Source organism: Escherichia sp. WS1368 (assembly GCF_046487485.1).
GTDB classification, from domain to species: domain Bacteria; phylum Pseudomonadota; class Gammaproteobacteria; order Enterobacterales; family Enterobacteriaceae; genus Escherichia; species Escherichia coli.
This window is the reverse complement of sequence record NZ_JBJQJI010000018.1, coordinates 39,589-60,656: the sequence shown is the minus strand read 5'-3', so window position 1 is coordinate 60,656 and position 21,068 is coordinate 39,589. Positions and strand designations below refer to the sequence as shown.

The window sequence follows — 21,068 nt, the reverse complement described above, 5'->3', positions numbered from 1 at the left end:
CGCATGCCTGAGGTTCTTCTCGTGCCTGATATGAAGCTTTTTGCTGGTAACGCCACCCCGGAACTAGCACAACGTATTGCCAACCGCCTGTACACTTCACTCGGCGACGCCGCTGTAGGTCGCTTTAGCGACGGCGAAGTCAGCGTACAAATTAACGAAAATGTACGCGGTGGTGATATTTTCATCATCCAGTCCACTTGTGCCCCTACTAACGACAACCTGATGGAATTAGTCGTTATGGTTGATGCCCTGCGTCGTGCTTCCGCAGGTCGTATCACCGCTGTTATCCCCTACTTTGGCTATGCGCGCCAGGACCGTCGCGTCCGTTCCGCTCGTGTACCAATCACTGCGAAAGTGGTTGCAGACTTCCTCTCCAGCGTCGGTGTTGACCGTGTGCTGACAGTGGATCTGCACGCTGAACAGATTCAGGGTTTCTTCGACGTTCCGGTTGATAACGTATTTGGTAGCCCGATCCTGCTGGAAGACATGCTGCAGCTGAATCTGGATAACCCTATTGTGGTTTCTCCGGACATCGGCGGCGTTGTGCGTGCCCGCGCTATCGCTAAGCTGCTGAACGATACCGATATGGCAATCATCGACAAACGTCGTCCGCGTGCGAACGTTTCCCAGGTGATGCATATCATCGGTGACGTTGCAGGTCGTGACTGCGTACTGGTCGATGATATGATCGATACTGGCGGTACGCTGTGTAAAGCTGCTGAAGCTCTGAAAGAACGTGGTGCTAAACGTGTATTTGCGTACGCGACTCACCCGATCTTCTCTGGCAACGCGGCGAACAACCTGCGTAACTCTGTAATTGATGAAGTCGTTGTCTGCGATACCATTCCGCTGAGCGATGAAATCAAATCACTGCCGAACGTGCGTACTCTGACCCTGTCAGGTATGCTGGCCGAAGCGATTCGTCGTATCAGCAACGAAGAATCGATCTCTGCCATGTTCGAACACTAATCGAACCCGGCTCAAAGACCCGCTGCGGCGGGTTTTTTTGTCTGTAATATCCATTTGTATGACCTATGCCTCCTTCACCTGCCATTTAGTTGACAGATGATGCGCTCACGGATGAAACATTATTGTGAACAAAATATTTTCCTCACATGTGATGCCTTTCCGCGCTCTGATCGACGCTTGCTGGAAAGAAAAATATACTGCCGCACGGTTTACCCGTGACCTGATTGCCGGGATAACCGTCGGGATTATTGCTATCCCGCTGGCAATGGCGTTGGCTATTGGTAGTGGTGTGGCACCCCAGTACGGTTTATATACCGCAGCTGTTGCGGGGATTGTCATTGCTCTGACGGGTGGGTCACGCTTTAGCGTTTCCGGTCCGACTGCGGCATTTGTGGTAATTCTCTATCCCGTTTCGCAACAGTTTGGACTGGCAGGACTGCTGGTCGCGACACTCATGTCAGGTGTCTTTTTGATCCTGATGGGGCTGGCACGTTTTGGACGCTTGATTGAATATATTCCGGTTTCCGTGACCTTAGGTTTCACCTCGGGTATCGGGATCACCATCGGTACCATGCAGATTAAAGATTTTCTCGGTCTGCAAATGGCCCATGTCCCGGAGCATTATCTACAAAAAGTCGGCGCATTATTTATGGCGTTGCCGACCATTAATGTGGGTGATGCTGCCATTGGCATTGTGACGCTTGGCATTCTGGTTTTCTGGCCGCGTCTGGGCATTCGTTTGCCTGGTCACCTTCCGGCCTTGCTGGCTGGTTGCGCGGTGATGGGGATTGTTAACCTGCTCGGCGGGCATGTTGCTACCATCGGATCGCAATTCCACTACGTTCTGGCAGATGGTTCTCAGGGTAACGGTATTCCGCAACTGCTGCCGCAACTGGTACTACCGTGGGACCTGCCCAATTCAGAATTTACCCTCACCTGGGATTCTATTCGCACACTGCTGCCTGCGGCATTCTCAATGGCAATGCTCGGCGCAATCGAATCTCTGCTCTGCGCCGTGGTACTGGATGGTATGACCGGAACGAAACACAAAGCGAACAGCGAACTGGTTGGACAGGGACTGGGGAATATCATCGCCCCGTTCTTTGGTGGTATTACCGCTACAGCTGCCATCGCGCGTTCTGCCGCTAACGTCCGTGCCGGGGCAACTTCCCCTATCTCGGCGGTGATCCACTCTATTCTGGTTATTCTTGCCCTGCTGGTACTGGCACCGCTGCTCTCCTGGCTGCCGCTTTCCGCCATGGCTGCCCTGCTGTTGATGGTGGCGTGGAACATGAGTGAAACGCACAAAGTGGTCGACTTGCTGCGTCATGCGCCGAAAGATGACATCATCGTCATGCTGCTGTGCATGTCGCTGACTGTGCTGTTTGATATGGTTATTGCCATCAGCGTGGGGATCGTGCTGGCATCGCTACTGTTTATGCGTCGTATCGCACGTATGACTCGCCTGGCACCGGTAGTCGTAGACGTTCCAGACGATGTTCTGGTTCTGCGCGTTATTGGTCCGCTGTTTTTTGCTGCCGCTGAAGGCTTGTTCACGGACCTGGAGTCACGTCTTGAAGGCAAACGGATTGTGATTCTGAAGTGGGATGCCGTTCCGGTACTTGATGCTGGTGGTCTTGATGCGTTCCAGCGTTTTGTAAAGCGTCTGCCCGAAGGATGTGAACTGCGCGTGTGCAACCTGGAATTCCAGCCACTGCGCACTATGGCTCGCGCAGGCATTCAACCGATCCCGGGACGCCTCGCATTCTTCCCGAATCGTCGCGCGGCGATGGCGGATTTATAAGTACGAGATTGACCAGTCAGCGCAAACTGACTGGTCAGCAAACTGCATTATTTGTTAGCTATGACGGCGATTATCGCTACGGCGGCAACGTTTGTCATAGTGGCGAACCCACCAGTAACGGTCGCACACCTGTTCATGCCCGCCAACACGGGCACCCGCCAGCCAGAGAATGGCACCGACGAAAATACTTAGCACTGCACCATGTGCGAAATACTGGGGCATATTAAACTGTGGTAACTGGTTGAGGATTGAATACCCCACGCCGACCACCATTACCACCAGACCCAACCCCATGAGCACGTTACCGAGTAACGAAGCGTTTTTGCGTTTCATATGTCACCTCCGGAACTTTCTGGGTTGTAACAGGGAATACCCCTCTTCCTTATGTGTAAAGTATAGACAACACCCTGTGGGTTATGTGCGGGCGTGATCACAATTACAACCCTTATTTCAACAAAACTTTACAAATAAACGCCTGAACACCTTGACTTTCTAATAGTCCACTCAGGCAATTATTGCGTTATCTGCATTTGATACGCAGTTTTTTGTCAAGCGGGGCCGCAACCAGTAAACTACGCGCCAGTTATGTACACACTCAGGACAAAAAAACGTGACGATTAAATTGATTGTCGGCCTGGCGAACCCCGGCGCTGAATACGCCGCAACGCGACATAATGCTGGTGCCTGGTTCGTTGACTTACTGGCAGAGCGATTGCGCGCTCCGCTGCGCGAAGAGGCTAAATTCTTTGGTTATACTTCGCGAGTCACCCTTGGAGGCGAAGATGTCCGCCTGTTAGTCCCGACTACATTTATGAATCTCAGCGGCAAAGCCGTTGCGGCGATGGCCAGTTTTTTCCGCATTAATCCGGACGAAATTCTGGTGGCCCACGACGAACTGGATCTGCCTCCTGGCGTCGCCAAATTTAAGTTGGGCGGTGGCCATGGTGGTCACAATGGACTGAAAGACATCATCAGTAAATTGGGTAATAACCCTAACTTTCACCGTTTACGCATCGGAATCGGTCATCCGGGCGATAAAAATAAAGTTGTTGGTTTTGTATTAGGCAAACCGCCTGTTAGTGAACAGAAGTTAATTGATGAAGCCATCGACGAAGCGGCGCGTTGTACTGAAATGTGGTTTACAGATGGCTTGACCAAAGCAACGAACCGATTGCACGCCTTTAAAGCGCAATAAGTCGTTGTCTGCGGCATTTTTGCCGAGTGCCGTGTATAATAGGCAAAGTTATTTCCATTTCTGCAATCTGTTAGCAATAACAGGTTGATTATTAAGATATTAAGGTGATTTAAATCATGGGATTCAAATGCGGTATCGTCGGTTTGCCCAACGTCGGGAAATCTACCCTGTTCAACGCGCTGACCAAAGCCGGTATTGAAGCGGCCAACTTTCCATTCTGCACCATTGAGCCGAACACAGGCGTCGTACCAATGCCTGACCCTCGCCTGGATCAACTGGCTGAAATCGTAAAACCGCAGCGTACGCTTCCCACGACCATGGAATTTGTCGATATCGCCGGTCTGGTAAAAGGCGCATCGAAAGGCGAAGGTCTGGGTAACCAGTTCCTGACCAACATCCGTGAAACTGAAGCGATCGGTCACGTTGTTCGCTGCTTTGAAAATGACAACATCATTCACGTTTCCGGCAAAGTTAACCCGGCTGATGATATTGAAGTTATCAACACCGAACTGGCGCTGGCGGACCTCGACACCTGCGAACGTGCGATTCATCGCGTACAGAAGAAAGCCAAAGGTGGCGATAAAGACGCGAAAGCCGAGCTGGCGGTACTGGAAAAATGCCTGCCGCAGCTGGAAAACGCAGGTATGCTGCGCGCGCTGGATTTAAGCGCTGAAGAGAAAACGGCTATTCGTTACCTGAGCTTCCTGACGCTGAAACCAACAATGTACATCGCCAACGTCAACGAAGACGGTTTTGAAAACAACCCGTATCTTGACCAGGTGCGTGAAATCGCGGCGAAAGAAGGTTCTGTTGTGGTTCCGGTTTGTGCTGCTGTTGAAGCAGACATTGCCGAACTGGACGACGAAGAACGTGACGAGTTTATGCAGGAGCTTGGGCTGGAAGAGCCGGGCCTGAACCGTGTGATCCGTGCCGGTTATAAGCTGCTGAACCTGCAAACTTACTTCACCGCTGGGGTGAAAGAAGTACGTGCATGGACCATTCCGGTTGGTGCAACCGCGCCGCAGGCCGCTGGCAAAATCCATACTGATTTTGAAAAAGGCTTTATCCGTGCACAAACCATCTCGTTTGAAGATTTCATCACTTACAAAGGTGAACAAGGCGCGAAAGAAGCAGGCAAAATGCGTGCAGAAGGCAAAGATTACATCGTTAAAGATGGCGATGTAATGAACTTCCTGTTCAACGTCTAATTAATTTGTTGTCTCATGAGGTTTCGCTAAATCTCATGAAGAGCGCAAAAGTATATAAAATCCACGCAATTGCGTGGATTTTTCATTTCACCGAGTCCTAACCATTCTTATAACATCCTACACTTTTGTGCTTATTGCCTATAGTGAACCACGAGAATAATTAAAGACATAAGTGTTCAGATGAGGGATATCTCATTAGCAATGAGATAACGTAAGTTTGTGTTCCACTGCACATCAGACACCTTTTTACAGCTGATCAATATTGATCACGCTCCAATATGCTGGCGAGAAAAGGACTTACCTGAAGGGTAATATCCCGCAGATAAAATCCCCGAATAACGTGATTACGTGCGAACCTGGCAAGATGAAAATGATAACCAGTATCACGATAATAACGATATGCCAGAAAATCCATTGATCAAAAATGAATATCGATGTTTTTTGCTTTTTCTTATTAGTAATGCAAAAATGGCTCATATTGTTTTTGTTATGCAGATACATCAAGCGAAAATCCCATAACTAATTAGGATTATTACCAAAAATATTCACCAAATTATTTAACCGCTGTTTGTTGTAATGTTTTTGTCATATTCATAGTAACGAATTGGAGTAAGTAACGACAACTTAGGGAATAACTCGATCTAAACTCACCTTTGTAAGGGGGATGTTAAATATATATTAATTCCTGTGTTCCTGATTTTGCCCGGTAATAGAGAATTATTCTCAGAGCAGCTCATCATGATTGCACCATACAAATATCATGATGATAAGAGGATATTATTCATTGACTTAAACAAAATGACAAAATCCATAGACCCATAGCCTGGGTACTATATAGGAGTGGTATGGGCATCAAACAACACAATGGGAATACCAAAGCCGATCGTCTCGCTGAATTAAAAATCCGTTCGCCCTCCATTCAACTGATAAAATATGGCGCTATTGGTTTGAATGCAATTATCTTTTCCCCCCTGCTGATAGCTGCTGATTTAGGAAGTCAAAATGGCACCACTATTACTATTAGTGATGGTGACAGAATTACAGGAGATACCGCCGATCCATCAGGAAACCTCTATGGTGTAATGACCCCAGCAGGAAACACGCCTGGCAATATCAACCTGGGTAATGATGTCACCGTCAATGTCAACGACGCCTCTGGATATGCAAAGGGAATCATTATTCAGGGCAAGAACAGCTCCCTGACAGCTAACCGACTCACAGTAGATGTTGTTGGTCAAACCTCTGCCATCGGCATTAATTTAATTGGTGACTATACCCATGCTGACTTAGGCACAGGCAGCACCATTAAGAGTAACGATGACGGCATCATTATTGGACATAGCTCAACACTAACAGCCACTCAATTCACCATTGAAAACTCGAACGGTATAGGCCTAACCATCAATGACTATGGCACCAGTGTCGATCTTGGAAGCGGAAGTAAAATCAAGACCGATGGAAGTACAGGTGTTTATATCGGTGGTCTCAACGGCAATAACGCCAATGGTGCTGCGCGTTTTACGGCGACAGACCTGACAATCGATGTTCAGGGCTACAGCGCCATGGGGATAAACGTACAGAAAAACTCTGTTGTCGATCTCGGAACAAACAGTACCATTAAAACCAATGGCGATAATGCACACGGCCTCTGGAGCTTTGGCCAGGTGAGCGCGAATGCACTCACTGTTGATGTAACTGGAGCCGTGGCAAATGGCGTCGAAGTTCGTGGTGGTACAACCACTATCGGTGCTGATAGCCATATTTCTTCCGCGCAGGGCGGTGGCCTCGTAACCAGTGGTTCAGACGCGACAATCAATTTTTCTGGCACGGCAGCGCAACGAAACAGCATCTTTTCCAGCGGTTCTTATGGTGCCTCAGCCCAGACGGCAACGGCTGTTATCAACATGCAAAATACCGATATTACGGTTGATCGTAATGGCAGTCTGGCGCTGGGTTTGTGGGCGCTCAGCGGCGGTAGAATAACCGGAGACAGTTTGGCTATCACCGGCGCGGCAGGAGCCAGGGGGATTTATGCCATGACCAACAGCCAGATCGATCTCACGAGCGATCTGGTCATTGATATGAGTACACCCGACCAGATGGCCATCGCAACGCAACATGACGATGGTTATGCCGCCAGCCGCATCAACGCTTCGGGTCGTATGCTTATCAACGGTAGCGTTCTCTCCAAAGGTGGGCTAATCAATCTGGATATGCACCCTGGGTCGTTTTGGACAGGTTCTTCCCTCAGCGATAATGTCAATGGCGGGAAACTGGACGTTGCAATGAATAACAGCGTCTGGAACGTAACAAGTAATTCTAATCTCGACACGCTGGCGCTGAGCCATTCAACTGTCGATTTTGCCAGCCACACGTCAACTGCCGGCACATTTACCACATTAAACGTAGAGAACCTGAGCGGTAACAGTACCTTTATTATGCGTGCTGATGTTGTTGGCGAGGGTAATGGCGTTAATAATAAAGGGGATTTATTGAATATCAGCGGGAGTAGTGCTGGTAATCACGTATTGGCTATCCGTAACCAGGGCAGCGAGGCCACAACGGGAAATGAAGTTCTGACAGTGGTAAAAACCACTGACGGCGCGGCCTCGTTCAGCGCGTCTTCTCAGGTTGAGTTGGGAGGATATCTGTATGATGTGCGTAAAAATGGCACTAACTGGGAGCTTTATGCTTCCGGGACAATTCCGGAGCCGACTCCTAATCCTGAGCCCACACCAGCTCCCGCTCAGCCCCCCATAGTCAACCCCGATCCTACGCCTAACCCCACTCCCACACCTAAACCCACCACGACCGCAGATGCTGGCGGCAATTATCTCAATGTCGGTTACTTATTGAACTATGTTGAAAACCGTACGCTGATGCAACGGATGGGTGACCTGCGAAATCAGAGTAAAGACGGAAATATCTGGCTGCGCAGTTATGGGGGAAGTCTGGACTCCTTCGCCAGTGGCAAACTGAGCGGCTTTGACATGGGTTACAGCGGTATCCAGTTTGGTGGGGATAAACGTCTCTCTGATGTAATGCCGTTGTATGTCGGTCTGTATATTGGCTCAACACATGCATCGCCGGACTATAGCGGAGGCAACGGTACCGCACGTTCAGACTACATGGGAATGTACGCCAGTTACATGGCACAAAACGGTTTTTACAGCGATCTCGTTATAAAAGCATCGCGCCAGAAAAATAGTTTCCACGTACTGGACAGTCAGAACAACGGCGTTAACGCCAACGGCACTGCGAATGGAATGAGTATCTCCCTGGAAGCCGGGCAGAGGTTCAACCTGTCCCCTACTGGTTATGGGTTCTATATAGAGCCGCAAACCCAGCTCACATACAGCCACCAGAATGAGATGGCTATGAAGGCGAGTAATGGCCTCAATATACATCTGAATCACTACGAATCGCTGCTGGGGCGTGCCAGCATGATACTGGGATATGACATCACCGCAGGCAACAGCCAGCTGAATGTCTATGTGAAGACTGGCGCTATCCGCGAGTTTTCAGGGGATACCGAATATCTGTTGAACAACTCCCGGGAGAAGTACAGTTTCAAAGGTAATGGCTGGAATAACGGCGTGGGAGTCAGTGCACAGTATAACAAACAGCACACATTCTATCTCGAAGCGGATTACACGCAGGGTAACCTCTTTGATCAGAAGCAAGTCAACGGAGGATATCGCTTCAGCTTTTAAGTGGGGGATAGACAAGCCCTTAAACGATGCTGAAAATTGTTAGCGTGCGCCGGAATGAAATACAGATCACTCTGATGTATCATAAATCGTTTCTGTCTTTCATACCCGGCGCTTAAACTGCCCTGCATCAATGCCATGTTGCTTCATTTTCCGCCACAGCGTAGTGCGGCCGATTCCAAGTAAAGCCGACATTTCCTGAATGCGACCGCCTGTGACCTGGGCTGCGTTAATAATTGCCTCTTTTTCAACTTCCGCAAATGACAGACTGGTGGAAAGGCGGGTGGCGCTGACATCATCTGTCGCCTGCTCGGTAAACAGATGTTCAGGTAAATCACTGACGCGAATGCGCCCGTTATCACTACTCAGAGCAAGATTCTCGATGACGCTGTAAAGTTCAAAATCGTTGCCAGGCCATGCACAGGAAACCAGGCGAGCGAGGGCATCGTCATCAATTTTCAGCCGCGTAGAGAAGCGTTTTTCAAGACTGTGTAATTTGTTATTCACCAGCGCCGGAATGCTGCCACGCCGCATACGCAGAGGCGGGATGGTAATTTCAAATGCATGCAGCGCGTAATACAGCTGGCGACTAAAGCGATTTTGTTCCACCAGCATTGCGAGGTCCGCGGTCGTTGTGGCAATCACTTTGACATCAATGGGTATTAAACGCCGCGCATCCAGTCGCGTGATAACACCCTGCTTGATAACCTGAAGCAAAGCAGACTGTAACTCCACCGCCAGATATTCAATCTTTTCAAGAAACAGCGTGCCGCCGTGCGCCAGTTCCAGCCGACTCAGACGGCCATTTTCATTATCCGTGCGATCGCCACCAATAAATTCTTCCGCCAGCGCCGCATCACCATATAACTCACAATTGACGGCAATATAAGGCCCCGCTGCACGCTCGCTTTCATTATGAATTGCCTGACTTAGCAGTGCCTTGCCCACGCCCTCCTCTCCACAAAGCAGGACAGGAAAGCTACTGCGCGCCGCCTGGCGACCAAAATGAATCAAGCGGCGGGTTTGCGGATCCTCTTGTGGCATATGAGCGAAAGTATGGCTGACTTTTCCTAATTGACTGGTCATTAACTGCCGCATCTGTTCCACAGGATGGAGCAACAAAATAAAGCTGGTTCCCTGCGTTTCTATTATCGGTTTAAGGGTTATCACCGCATCAATAAACTGATGCTGACTTTCAAAGGTTGCTTCTACGTGTTTGAGCGGATGTGCCTGTTTTATTGCTTGTTGCAATACGGCGGGTAACGTTAAGAGTTCAGTGATCGCCCTTCCCTGACTTGCCGTCGCGTCAAGGCGCAAGACCCGCGCCGCCTGGGCATTGATAAATTGCAAATGACCCTGCTCGTCCCAGCTAATCACACCATCATCCATACTTTCTAACAGGGCATTAAGTTGATTTAAATGACGGTTAGTTTCAGCGAGCAAACTGTCCGTCAGCAGTAAATTTCCGACCTCGCGTGCGATTGCCAACGTCAACGGCAAATCAGCTGCGGTAGTTTGCTCAACCGGACACGCCAGCGCTATTGTTCCCGTCAATCGGCCCTTGCTGTCAAACAACGGCGTTGCACAAAAGGCCCAGTTCCAGAGTGCCTGTTTGAAATGTTGATCGGCCATCGTTTTCACGGCCTGACCAGAGATAGCCGCTAACGATAGCGCACAAGTACCAATAATTCCCTCGGCGCAATACGTGCCGTCATTGAATCCCAGTGTACTTAGTTGCTGCAAGGTTTGCGGATCGCCATTACGGCTGAGAATGCAGGCGGTTTCATCGAGGATAAGCAACGCACACTCTCGCGGTGCCATATATTCCCAGGCATCTTCCAGCGCAGCCTGCCCGAGCGTCAGCATCGCTTTCTTACGCCGATAAATAGAAGCAAATGTCACGCCCTGGGCCTGGTGTGGTACGTTCCATGTCTCCCGTTTCATCAGCTTATTGCATCTCTCCCAGGAGGTTGCAATTAAGGGAGATATGCCCCGACCATCGTTGTTAAAAGCGCCACTCATATCCCGCATCCCTTATGACAAAAGGTGTTCCGGCTCGCAATTTTAAGTATTAATACACGTAAAAGTTTCAATATGGAACATTCATTAAAGCATATGTTTCACTATGAATCATAATTTGGGCTAATTTTCTTTTCCCTTGCCTGATGCACAATGGATTCATCGGCAGTCAGTGGTCGCCGTGTCGTTGAACATCATCCATGCCCTACCGTAATTGCTGGAGCAAAATAATGAAAAAATTGATCAATGATGTGCAAGACGTACTGGACGAACAACTGGCAGGACTAGCGAAAGCGCATCCATCGCTGACACTGCATCAGGATCCGGTGTATGTCACCCGAGCTGATGCCCCCGTTGCAGGTAAAGTCGCCCTGCTGTCGGGTGGCGGCAGCGGACACGAGCCGATGCATTGTGGTTATATCGGTCAGGGGATGCTTTCGGGGGCCTGTCCGGGCGAAATTTTCACCTCACCGACGCCCGATAAAATCTTTGAATGCGCCATGCAAATTGATGGCGGCGAAGGTGTACTGTTGATTATCAAAAATTACACCGGCGATATTCTTAACTTCGAAACAGCAACCGAGTTACTGCACGATAGCGGCGTAAAAGTGACCACTGTGGTCATTGATGACGACGTTGCAGTAAAAGACAGTCTTTATACCGCCGGGCGGCGCGGCGTTGCCAACACCGTATTAATTGAAAAACTCGTAGGCGCAGCGGCGGAGCGTGGCGACTCACTGGACGCCTGTGCGGAACTGGGGCGTAAGTTGAATAATCAAGGCCACTCAATAGGTATTGCTCTCGGTGCCTGTACCGTTCCTGCCGCGGGCAAACCTTCTTTTACCCTGGCGGACAATGAGATGGAGTTTGGCGTCGGCATTCATGGTGAGCCGGGTATTGACCGACGCCCCTTCTCTTCTCTTGATCAAACCGTCGATGAAATGTTCGACACCCTGCTGGAAAATGGCTCATACCATCGCACTTTGCGTTTCTGGGATTATCAACAAGGCAGCTGGCAGGAAGAATCACAAACCAAACAACCGCTCCAGTCTGGCGATCGGGTGATTGCGCTGGTTAACAATCTTGGCGCAACTCCGCTTTCTGAGCTGTACGGCGTCTATAACCGCCTGACCACACGTTGCCAGCAAGCGGGATTGACTATCGAGCGTAATTTAATTGGCGCGTACTGCACCTCACTGGATATGACCGGTTTCTCAATCACCTTACTGAAAGTTGATGACGAAACGCTGGCACTCTGGGACGCCCCGGTCCACACCCCGGCCCTTAACTGGGGTAAATAAGGAGATAGCAATGTCACTGAGCAGAACTCAAATTGTTAACTGGCTCACTCGTTGTGGCGATATTTTCAGCACCGAGAGCGAGTATCTTACCGGACTGGATCGCGAAATTGGCGACGCTGACCACGGGCTAAATATGAACCGAGGCTTTAGCAAAGTGGTGGAAAAACTCCCTGCTATCGCAGATAAAGATATCGGTTTCATTCTCAAGAATACCGGTATGACGCTACTTTCCAGCGTCGGTGGTGCCAGTGGTCCGCTTTTCGGTACCTTCTTTATCCGCGCCGCACAGGCGACCCAGGCACGGCAAAGCCTGACGCTGGAAGAGCTTTATCAGATGTTCCGCGATGGCGCGGACGGCGTAATCAGTCGCGGTAAAGCCGAACCAGGCGATAAAACCATGTGTGATGTGTGGGTGCCGGTGGTGGAATCGTTACGTCAGTCCAGCGAGCAAAATCTCTCTGTTCCGGCGGCGCTCGAAGCTGCCAGTAGCATCGCCGAGTCCGCTGCACAAAGTACGATTACGATGCAAGCCCGCAAAGGCCGCGCCAGTTATCTCGGTGAACGCAGTATTGGTCACCAGGACCCCGGTGCGACCTCGGTGATGTTTATGATGCAAATGTTGGCGTTAGCCGCAAAAGAGTAAGGAATTGGTGATGGTAAACCTGGTCATAGTTTCACATAGCAGCCGACTGGGAGAAGGTGTCGGTGAACTAGCCCGTCAGATGTTAATGAGTGATAGTTGTAAAATCGCCATTGCCGCGGGAATTGACGATCCACAAAATCCCATTGGTACCGATGCCGTCAAAGTGATGGAGGCCATCGAATCTGTTGCTGATGCCGACCATGTGCTGGTCATGATGGATATGGGTAGCGCATTATTGAGTGCTGAAACTGCGCTGGAATTGCTGGCTCCCGAGATCGCCGCAAAAGTACGTTTGTGTGCTGCACCGTTGGTCGAAGGTACACTGGCAGCAACGGTCAGCGCGGCCTCGGGGGCGGAGATCGACAAAGTTATCTTTGACGCCATGCATGCGCTGGAAGCCAAACGTGAACAACTGGGTTTACCGTCCTCCAACACTGAAATCTCTGACACATGTCCTCCGTACGATGAAGAAGCCCGTTCTCTGGCGGTGGTCATAAAAAACCGTAACGGCCTGCATGTACGTCCGGCCTCCCGGCTGGTTTATACCTTATCGACATTTAATGCCGATATGTTGCTGGAGAAAAACGGCAAATGCGTCACACCGGAGAGTATTAACCAGATTGCGTTACTACAAGTTCGCTATAACGATACGCTGCGCCTGATTGCGAAAGGGCCAGAAGCTGAAGAGGCACTGATCGCTTTCCGTCAGCTGGCTGAAGATAACTTTGGTGAAACGGAGGAAGTTGCTCCACCTATTCTGCGTCCCGTTCCGCCTGTTTCGGGTAAAGCCTTTTATTATCAACCGGTTTTATGTACGGTACAGGCAAAATCAACCCTGACCGTGGATGAAGAACAAGAACGATTACGCCAGGCCATTGACTTCACGTTATTAGATCTGATGACGTTAACAGCGAAAGCAGAAGCCAGCGGGCTTGACGATATTGCCGCAATCTTTTCTGGTCACCATACACTGTTAGATGATCCGGAACTGCTGGCGGCGGCAAGCGAACTCCTTCAGCATGAACATTGCACGGCAGAATATGCCTGGCAGCAAGTTCTTAAAGAACTTAGCCAGCAATACCAGCAACTGGATGATGAATATCTACAGGCTCGCTATATTGATGTGGACGATCTTCTGCATCGCACCCTGGTCCACCTGACCCAAACGAAAGAAGAACTCCCGCAGTTTAACTCGCCAACTATTCTACTGGCGGAGAACATCTATCCCTCCACAATACTGCAACTGGATCCGGCGGTTGTAAAAGGTATCTGCCTTAGCGCCGGAAGTCCGCTATCCCACAGCGCCCTGATCGCCCGTGAACTGGGGATTGGCTGGATTTGCCAGCAGGGTGAGAAACTGTATGCGATACAACCAGAAGAAACGCTAACGCTGGACGTTAAAACGCAACGTTTCAGCCGTCAGGGTTAAACCACAGTTCGGATGGCATCGTTCTGATGTCATCCGGCAATTTATTCTGCACGGATGTTTTTAACTACCTGTTATATTTTTCACCAATTTGTGATGATTTTTCTTCGCTAATCGCGAACCCAACGCCGCTGGCTGGCTAACAAACAGACGTTATTTGATCACTCTATTTCGCCGTTATTTATCCCTTTAATTCCCTTTTCTAAAATGCCTGACCGTTCGCAGAATGAGATTTCGATCATGCAGCTAGTGCGATCCTGAACTAAGGTTTTCTGATACTTGAATACCGTTTTATTCGGTTTCGCCAAAGGAGAATGATTGATGAAATCCCCCACCCCTTCTCGCCCGCAAAAAATGGCGTTAATTCCAGCCTGCATCTTTTTGTGTTTTGCTGCGCTATCGGTGCAGGCAGAAGAAACACCGGTAACGCCACAGCCGCCTGATATTTTATTAGGGCCGCTGTTTAATGATGTGCAAAACGCCAAACTTTTTCCGGACCAAAAAACCTTTGCTGATGCCGTGCCGAACAGCGATCCGCTGATGATCCTTGCTGATTATCGGATGCAGCAAAACCAGAGCGGATTTGATCTGCGCCATTTCGTTAACGTCAATTTTACCCTGCCGAAAGAGGGCGAGAAATATGTTCCGCCAGAGGGGCAGTCACTGCGCGAACATATTGACGGACTTTGGCCGGTATTAACGCGTTCTACCGAAAACACCGAAAAATGGGATTCTCTGTTACCGCTGCCGGAACCTTATGTCGTGCCAGGCGGACGTTTTCGCGAGGTATATTACTGGGACAGTTACTTCACCATGTTAGGACTTGCCGAAAGCGGTCACTGGGATAAAGTCGCGGATATGGTGGCCAATTTTGCTCATGAAATAGACACTTACGGTCATATTCCCAACGGCAACCGCAGTTACTATTTAAGTCGCTCGCAGCCGCCCTTCTTTGCCCTGATGGTAGAGTTACTGGCGCAGCATGAAGGCGATGCCGCGTTGAAGCAATACCTGCCGCAAATGCAAAAAGAATATGCTTACTGGATGGACGGTGTTGAAAACCTGCAAGCCGGACAACAGGAAAAACGCGTTGTAAAACTTCAGGATGGTACCCTTCTCAACCGCTACTGGGACGATCGCGATACGCCACGACCAGAGTCATGGGTGGAAGATATTGCCACCGCCAAAAGCAATCCGAATCGACCTGCCACTGAAATTTACCGCGACCTGCGCTCTGCCGCTGCGTCTGGCTGGGATTTCAGCTCGCGCTGGATGGACAACCCGCAGCAGTTAAATACCTTACGCACCACCAGCATCGTACCGGTCGATCTGAACAGCCTGATGTTTAAAATGGAAAAAATCCTCGCCCGCGCCAGCAAAGCTGCCGGAGATAACGCGATAGCAAACCAGTACGAAACGCTGGCAAATGCCCGTCAAAAAGGGATCGAAAAATACCTGTGGAACGATCAACAAGGCTGGTATGCCGATTACGACCTGAAAAGTCATAAAGTGCGCAATCAGTTAACCGCGGCCGCCCTGTTCCCGCTGTACGTCAATGCGGCAGCGAAAGATCGCGCCAGCAAAATGGCGACGGCGACGAAAACACATCTGCTGCAACCAGGCGGCCTGAACACCACGTCGGTGAAAAGTGGGCAACAATGGGATGCGCCAAACGGCTGGGCACCGTTGCAGTGGGTCGCGACAGAAGGGTTACAAAACTACGGGCAAAAAGAGGTGGCGATGGACATTAGCTGGCACTTCCTGACCAATGTTCAGCACACCTATGACCGGGAGAAAAAGCTGGTGGAAAAATATGATGTCAGCACCACCGGAACAGGGGGCGGCGGTGGCGAATATCCATTACAGGATGGCTTTGGCTGGACCAATGGCGTGACGCTGAAAATGCTGGATTTGATCTGCCCGAAAGAGCAACCGTGTGACAATGTTCCGGCGACGCGTCCACTCAGTGAATCAACAACACAGCCGGTAAAACAAAATGAGGCGGAACCTACGCCTTAACTTTACTGTATATCGAGCAATGCCATTACGTGCATAAAATTGGCATTGCTCTTTCTTCACCACGAAATACCAAATACCACTCTTTCTACGGTCTATGCCTTTATTTTCTTTTATTAGAGAAGATTTTAATTTTATTTTATCAACTTGTTAATCATTACACCTCTATTTATATTTTCCCCCACTCCGCCATTCTCCCTGACAATTTTCTTGTGGAACAAAGTGTTATTTAAGAAACAAGCAAATCATTCTGTCTCTTTAGACAAATTTTGACATCAAACATGATCTTTTTCGCTATATGTGTAAGTATATAGCGGTTTTAATTATCAGGATATTACTTATGTCACTAACCAGACGGAGGTTTACACAGATTCTTGCGTCGACGTTGTTCCTGCATCATCTGCCGTCCTTTGCACAATCAGTCAAATTCTGGGCCTCACTGACGCTTCCCGAAGCCCAAAACATTACACGCATCGTCAGCGCAGGCGCGCCCGCCGATTTACTATTGCTGGCTGTCGCGCCAGAAAAAATGGTCGGTTTTTCCTCTTTTGATTTTGCCCGTCAGGCATTAATTCCATTGCCAGAGCACATTCGCCAGTTCCCCAGGCTGGGACGACTCGCCGGGCGCGCCAGCACACTCTCGCTGGAAGGGCTTATGGCGTTACATCCCGATTTGGTCGTTGATTGCGGCAATACGGATGAAACCTGGATCTCCCAGGCACGGCAGGTTAGCGAACAGACACAAATACCCTGGTTATTGCTTAACGGGAAACTGGAACAATCAGCAGAACAGTTAACAACGCTTGGCAAAACGTTAGGCGAAGAGCACCGCGCCGCAGAACAAGCCAATCTCGCCAGCCGCTTCGTTGGTGAAGCTCAGGCATTCGCCACCTCACCCGCCGCTAACCTCAGCTTTTATGCTGCGCGCGGTCCTCGAGGGCTGGAAACGGGCTTACAGGGTTCGTTGCATACCGAGGCGGCGGAATTATTAGGTTTGCATAACGTCGCGCAAATAGCCGATCGCCACGGTCTGACACAGGTTTCCATGGAAAATCTCCTGCGCTGGCAGCCGGATATTATTCTGGTTCAGGAGGCCGTTACTGCAGATTTTATTCGTCGTGATCCTCTCTGGCAGGGCGTGAAAGCGGTTGCGGAACAACGCATCTTATTTTTAAGTGGCCTGCCCTTTGGCTGGCTGGATGTCCCGCCGGGAATCAACCGTCTTCTGGGATTACGCAGACTTCACGCCTGGCTGGATCCCGCCATCAATCGCCAGTTTAAAAGTGACATGCAGCATTACGCCCAACTGTTCTGGCATTGCCCATTAAGTGACGCCGACTATCAAAAATTGGTGGCGAGCTAATGAGAACCGTAAACGGATGTATTTTGCTGCTGGCAGCTATCAGTATCACTTTTGCCGCCGTAAGTGGGGCTTATCATCTCGATATACAGCAACTGCTGGCGCTCATTCTGCGTCAAGAAAATGTTCCTGTGCAGGAACAAATTGTCTTCTGGCAAATCCGCGTGCCGCGTATTCTTGCTGCGCTGTTTCTGGGCGCGGCGCTGGCAGGGGCCGGAACCACCTATCAGGGAATGTTCCGTAATCCCTTAGTGTCACCGGATATTTTAGGCGTCTCCGCCGGTGCCGGACTTGGTGCCTGCGCGGCAATCCTGTGGGGATTATCCATTGTTTACATCCAGCTGTACGCATTTTGCGGCGGGCTGATGGTGGTCGCGGGCGTCTGGTTGATTACGCGTCGGGTGACCCGCCACGATCCGATCTTAACCCTGGTGCTGGTAGGCATTGCGTTAGGAACGTTGTGCGGAGCGGGGATATCGCTAATAAAAACGCTGGCCGATCCTTACACCCAGTTACCGTCAATTACCTTCTGGTTGCTGGGGGGGCTGTCCACCGTGACCTTACGCGATCTCTGCTATGCTGCACCGATCATTCTCATAGGCTCCTTGCCCCTGTTTTTTCTCCGCTGGCGCATGAATTTACTCACGCTTTCCGACGACGAAGCCCGTTCGCTGGGACTGAACGTGACACGTCTGCGCTTTGGATTAATTGTCTGCGCCACACTAATCACCGCCAGCACGGTAGCAATAGCGGGCATAATTGGTTGGGTCGGCCTGGTCGTTCCGCACATTGCCCGCTTGTTGACCGGTCATAACCATCAGCAACTGTTGCCCATGGCAATGTGTACTGGCGCGATTCTGCTCCTGCTTACCGATACGCTGGCACGCAGCATTGGAACAACAGAAATCCCACTTGGCATTCTGACCGCTTTTGTTGGTGCACCGTTTTTCCTGTTTTTGTTGTTACGCGGAGGTCGCCAGTGACTTTGCTTGCCGTCCGTCATGCGTCTCTGGGTTACTCCCGCCATCCGGTGCTACGCGACGTGTCCTTCACCCTGTCGCAAGGAACAATTTGTTGTCTGTTAGGAGCCAATGGTTGCGGCAAAACCACACTCATGCGCTCCATTCTTGGCGTTATACCGTTATTAAAAGGCGAGATCTTACTGGATAGCCTCCCTGTGCAGACACTCAGCCATCGCCAGCGCGCGCAGGCTATTGCCTGGGTGCCGCAGGCGCACGACGGCATTTTTGCTTTTAGTGTGCTGGATATGGTGTTGATGGGCCTGGCCCCCACCATAGGCGCTTTTTCCGTTCCCGGTAAGCAAGAACGCCTGAAAGCAACGGAGCAACTGGAAAAGCTGGGCATTTTGCATCTGGCGACACGACGCTGGAATACGCTTAGCGGCGGTGAACGTCAGCTGGCTTTAATCGCCCGTGCACTCGTCCAGCAACCGCGCTTGTTATTACTGGATGAGCCTGCCTCCAGCCTCGATTTCGGTCATCAGATCCAACTACTGGACACGCTGGCGCAGCTCAAAAATAACGGCATGACAATGTTAATGTCGACTCATCATCCGCTCCATGCCAACGCCATTGCCGACAGCATTATCCAGGTAGAGCCAGATGGACGAGTAACACAAGGCTTACCGACCGAACAGTTAACAACGAACAAACTGGCTGCCCTGTACCGGGTTTCTGCCGACCAGATTCACCATCACCTCTCTGCAATTAAGCACTAAGGAAAAATCATGCTCATTGACGATATTGATTTTGCAGACCTTTACCTTCAGCAACTCAAACTGGCCCACCGCACAGAAAAAACGCCGGATCACTGGGATCAACGGGCGGAAAAAATGGCGGAAAATTGCGCCTCGCCTACGGACAGCTACCTGCAACAACTGACCGCTAAAATTGATCTGCAAGGCGCGCAGACCTTATTCGATATGGGCTGCGGACCGGGTACCGTATCGCTGGCGCTGGCTGACAAACTCACGACGATTTATGGCGTTGATTACAGTCAGGGGATGCTGAAGGTTGCCGCCCGTCGCGCCGCCGCGCTAAAGGCAGACAATGTCCACTGGATCCAGCGCGCCTGGGAAGAGGACTGGAGTGACCTGCCACGCTGCGATATTGCCATGGCTTCCCGCTCCACTCTGGTGGCTGATATGCGCCAGGCAATGAGCAAACTGAATAATCAGGCACGGCTTCGCGTCTATACGACTCATCTGGTCAGCACCTCGTTCGTCTCTCCAGCCATTCAGCGGGCTGCTGGTCGGGAAGTGATCGAATTACCCAACTATATCTTTGCGCTCAACGTCCTGTATCAGATGGGAATTTATGCTCACGTTGATTTTATCCGTGGACAAAATTGCCAACAGGATAACAGCACCTGGGAACGTTTTGAGCAGAACGTCAGCTGGAGTCTGGGCGCGCTTAACGACGATGAGCGTGAGCGGTTATATCGCTGGTATCAACAACAAGATGCTCGTGCCCTCGCCCCTGCCAGCCGCGACTGGGCGCTCATCTGGTGGGATAGCGTGCAGCCGGAGGCACTGCGATGATTTTCCTTTCTCAGGCACAAATCGATGCGTTACTTCTGGAAGATATCCAGGGCGGTGACCTGACCACGCGAGCATTAAATATTGGACACCAGCATGGCTATATAGAGTTTTTTCACCGTCAGGGCGGCTGCGTCAGCGGAATTTCTGTCGCGTGTAAGATGTTAACCACGCTGGGGTTAACCATTGATGACGCGGTCAGCGACGGTTCACAAGCGAACGCGGGTCAGCGGCTAATCCGTGCGCAGGGTAATGCCGCAGCACTTCATCAGGGATGGAAGGCAGTCCAGAATGTGCTGGAGTGGAGTTGCGGTGTTTCTGATTATCTCGCTCAAATGCTGGCGTTACTTCGTGAACGTTACCCTGATGGCAATATCGCCTGCACCCGAAAAGCGATTCCGGGCACCCGCTTACTGGCCTCGCAGGCAATTCTGGCTGCCGGAGGACTGATTCATCGTGCCGGATGTGCGGAAACCATATTATTGTTTGCCAACCACCGTCATTTTCTTCATGACAATCAGGACTGGTCAGGCGCAATCAATCAGTTACGTCGCCACGCACCCGAGAAGAAAATAGTTGTTGAAGCCGACACGCCGAAAGAGGCAATCGCCGCGTTACGCGCGCAACCAGACGTACTTCAGCTCGACAAATTTAGTCCACAACAGGCAACTGAAATTGCGCAAATAGCACCGTCGCTGGCTCCCCACTGCACGCTGGCTCTGACCGGCGGAATTAATCTGACAACACTCAAAAATTACCTCGACTGCGGCATTCGCCTTTTTATTACCTCCGCGCCTTATTACGCGACACCGGCTGACATTAAAGTCAGTCTGCAACCCGCAGCCTCTATTTAATTCTTT

General features: G+C 50.5%; 16 protein-coding genes. 14 read left to right on the top strand and 2 right to left on the bottom strand.

Annotated elements, in window-relative coordinates; translation table 11 throughout:
• Positions 1-21: 21 nt before the first annotated feature.
• Both prs and dauA read left to right on the top strand, forming a co-directional pair.
• Positions 22-969, top strand: a complete 948-nt coding sequence (prs, locus tag ACJHYD_RS21360) for a ribose-phosphate diphosphokinase (RefSeq protein WP_001298109.1) — start codon at positions 22-24, stop codon at positions 967-969.
• Between the two features lie 124 nt (positions 970-1,093).
• Complete coding sequence (gene dauA, locus ACJHYD_RS21355; RefSeq protein WP_410228830.1) at positions 1,094-2,773, top strand: C4-dicarboxylic acid transporter DauA; 1,680 nt, start codon at positions 1,094-1,096, stop codon at positions 2,771-2,773.
• Between the two features lie 54 nt (positions 2,774-2,827).
• Here dauA and ychH read toward each other — a convergent pair whose 3' ends face one another.
• The gene (ychH, locus tag ACJHYD_RS21350) at positions 2,828-3,106 is read right to left on the bottom strand and encodes a stress-induced protein YchH (RefSeq protein WP_000823885.1); all 279 of its coding nucleotides are present in this window, start codon (positions 3,104-3,106) and stop codon (positions 2,828-2,830) included.
• Positions 3,107-3,383: 277 nt separating this feature from the next.
• Here ychH and pth point away from each other — a divergent pair, with 277 nt between their 5' ends.
• From pth to ACJHYD_RS21335, 3 genes are all read left to right on the top strand, one after another.
• Positions 3,384-3,968 carry an aminoacyl-tRNA hydrolase gene (gene pth, locus ACJHYD_RS21345; protein ID WP_000152933.1) on the top strand — a complete coding sequence of 195 codons (585 nt, stop codon included), beginning with the start codon at positions 3,384-3,386 and terminating at the stop codon, positions 3,966-3,968.
• A gap of 116 nt (positions 3,969-4,084) precedes the next feature.
• Complete coding sequence (gene ychF, locus ACJHYD_RS21340) at positions 4,085-5,176, top strand: redox-regulated ATPase YchF (protein ID WP_001550995.1); 1,092 nt, start codon at positions 4,085-4,087, stop codon at positions 5,174-5,176.
• Positions 5,177-6,021: 845 nt separating this feature from the next.
• Entirely contained in the window at positions 6,022-8,889 is a 2,868-nt protein-coding gene (locus tag ACJHYD_RS21335; RefSeq protein ID WP_001550993.1) for an autotransporter outer membrane beta-barrel domain-containing protein, read from the top strand.
• Between the two features lie 99 nt (positions 8,890-8,988).
• Here the strand turns inward: ACJHYD_RS21335 and dhaR are convergent, their stop codons facing one another.
• Complete coding sequence (gene dhaR, locus ACJHYD_RS21330) at positions 8,989-10,908, bottom strand: dihydroxyacetone kinase operon transcriptional regulator DhaR (RefSeq protein ID WP_001550992.1); 1,920 nt, start codon at positions 10,906-10,908, stop codon at positions 8,989-8,991.
• A 227-nt stretch (positions 10,909-11,135) separates the two neighbouring features.
• On the opposite strand from dhaR, the gene dhaK reads away from it, so the two are divergent.
• The 9 genes from dhaK (at position 11,136) to modD (ending at position 21,062) form a co-directional block, all read left to right on the top strand.
• Positions 11,136-12,206, top strand: a complete 1,071-nt coding sequence (gene dhaK / locus ACJHYD_RS21325) for a dihydroxyacetone kinase subunit DhaK (protein WP_000733697.1) — start codon at positions 11,136-11,138, stop codon at positions 12,204-12,206.
• Between the two features lie 10 nt (positions 12,207-12,216).
• On the top strand, positions 12,217-12,849 hold the full coding sequence (gene dhaL / locus ACJHYD_RS21320) for a dihydroxyacetone kinase subunit DhaL (RefSeq protein ID WP_001300421.1): 633 nt from the start codon (positions 12,217-12,219) through the stop codon (positions 12,847-12,849).
• A 10-nt stretch (positions 12,850-12,859) separates the two neighbouring features.
• Positions 12,860-14,278, top strand: a complete 1,419-nt coding sequence (gene dhaM, locus ACJHYD_RS21315; RefSeq protein ID WP_001550991.1) for a dihydroxyacetone kinase phosphoryl donor subunit DhaM — start codon at positions 12,860-12,862, stop codon at positions 14,276-14,278.
• A 318-nt stretch (positions 14,279-14,596) separates the two neighbouring features.
• Positions 14,597-16,294, top strand: a complete 1,698-nt coding sequence (gene treA, locus ACJHYD_RS21310) for an alpha,alpha-trehalase (protein WP_001550990.1) — start codon at positions 14,597-14,599, stop codon at positions 16,292-16,294.
• Positions 16,295-16,631: 337 nt separating this feature from the next.
• On the top strand, positions 16,632-17,654 hold the full coding sequence (locus ACJHYD_RS21305; protein ID WP_001550989.1) for an iron ABC transporter substrate-binding protein: 1,023 nt from the start codon (positions 16,632-16,634) through the stop codon (positions 17,652-17,654).
• On the top strand, positions 17,654-18,634 hold the full coding sequence (locus tag ACJHYD_RS21300; RefSeq protein WP_001261254.1) for a FecCD family ABC transporter permease: 981 nt from the start codon (positions 17,654-17,656) through the stop codon (positions 18,632-18,634). Before ACJHYD_RS21305 ends, ACJHYD_RS21300 begins: the two co-directional genes overlap by 1 nt.
• Positions 18,631-19,389 carry an ABC transporter ATP-binding protein gene (locus tag ACJHYD_RS21295; RefSeq protein ID WP_001563812.1) on the top strand — a complete coding sequence of 253 codons (759 nt, stop codon included), beginning with the start codon at positions 18,631-18,633 and terminating at the stop codon, positions 19,387-19,389. The genes ACJHYD_RS21300 and ACJHYD_RS21295 overlap by 4 nt, the downstream gene beginning before the upstream one ends.
• Before the next feature lie 9 nt (positions 19,390-19,398).
• Entirely contained in the window at positions 19,399-20,211 is an 813-nt protein-coding gene (locus tag ACJHYD_RS21290) for a class I SAM-dependent methyltransferase (RefSeq protein ID WP_001550987.1), read from the top strand.
• Positions 20,208-21,062, top strand: a complete 855-nt coding sequence (gene modD / locus ACJHYD_RS21285) for a ModD protein (protein WP_000576817.1) — start codon at positions 20,208-20,210, stop codon at positions 21,060-21,062. The genes ACJHYD_RS21290 and modD overlap by 4 nt, the downstream gene beginning before the upstream one ends.
• The last annotated feature ends 6 nt before the right edge of the window (positions 21,063-21,068 follow it).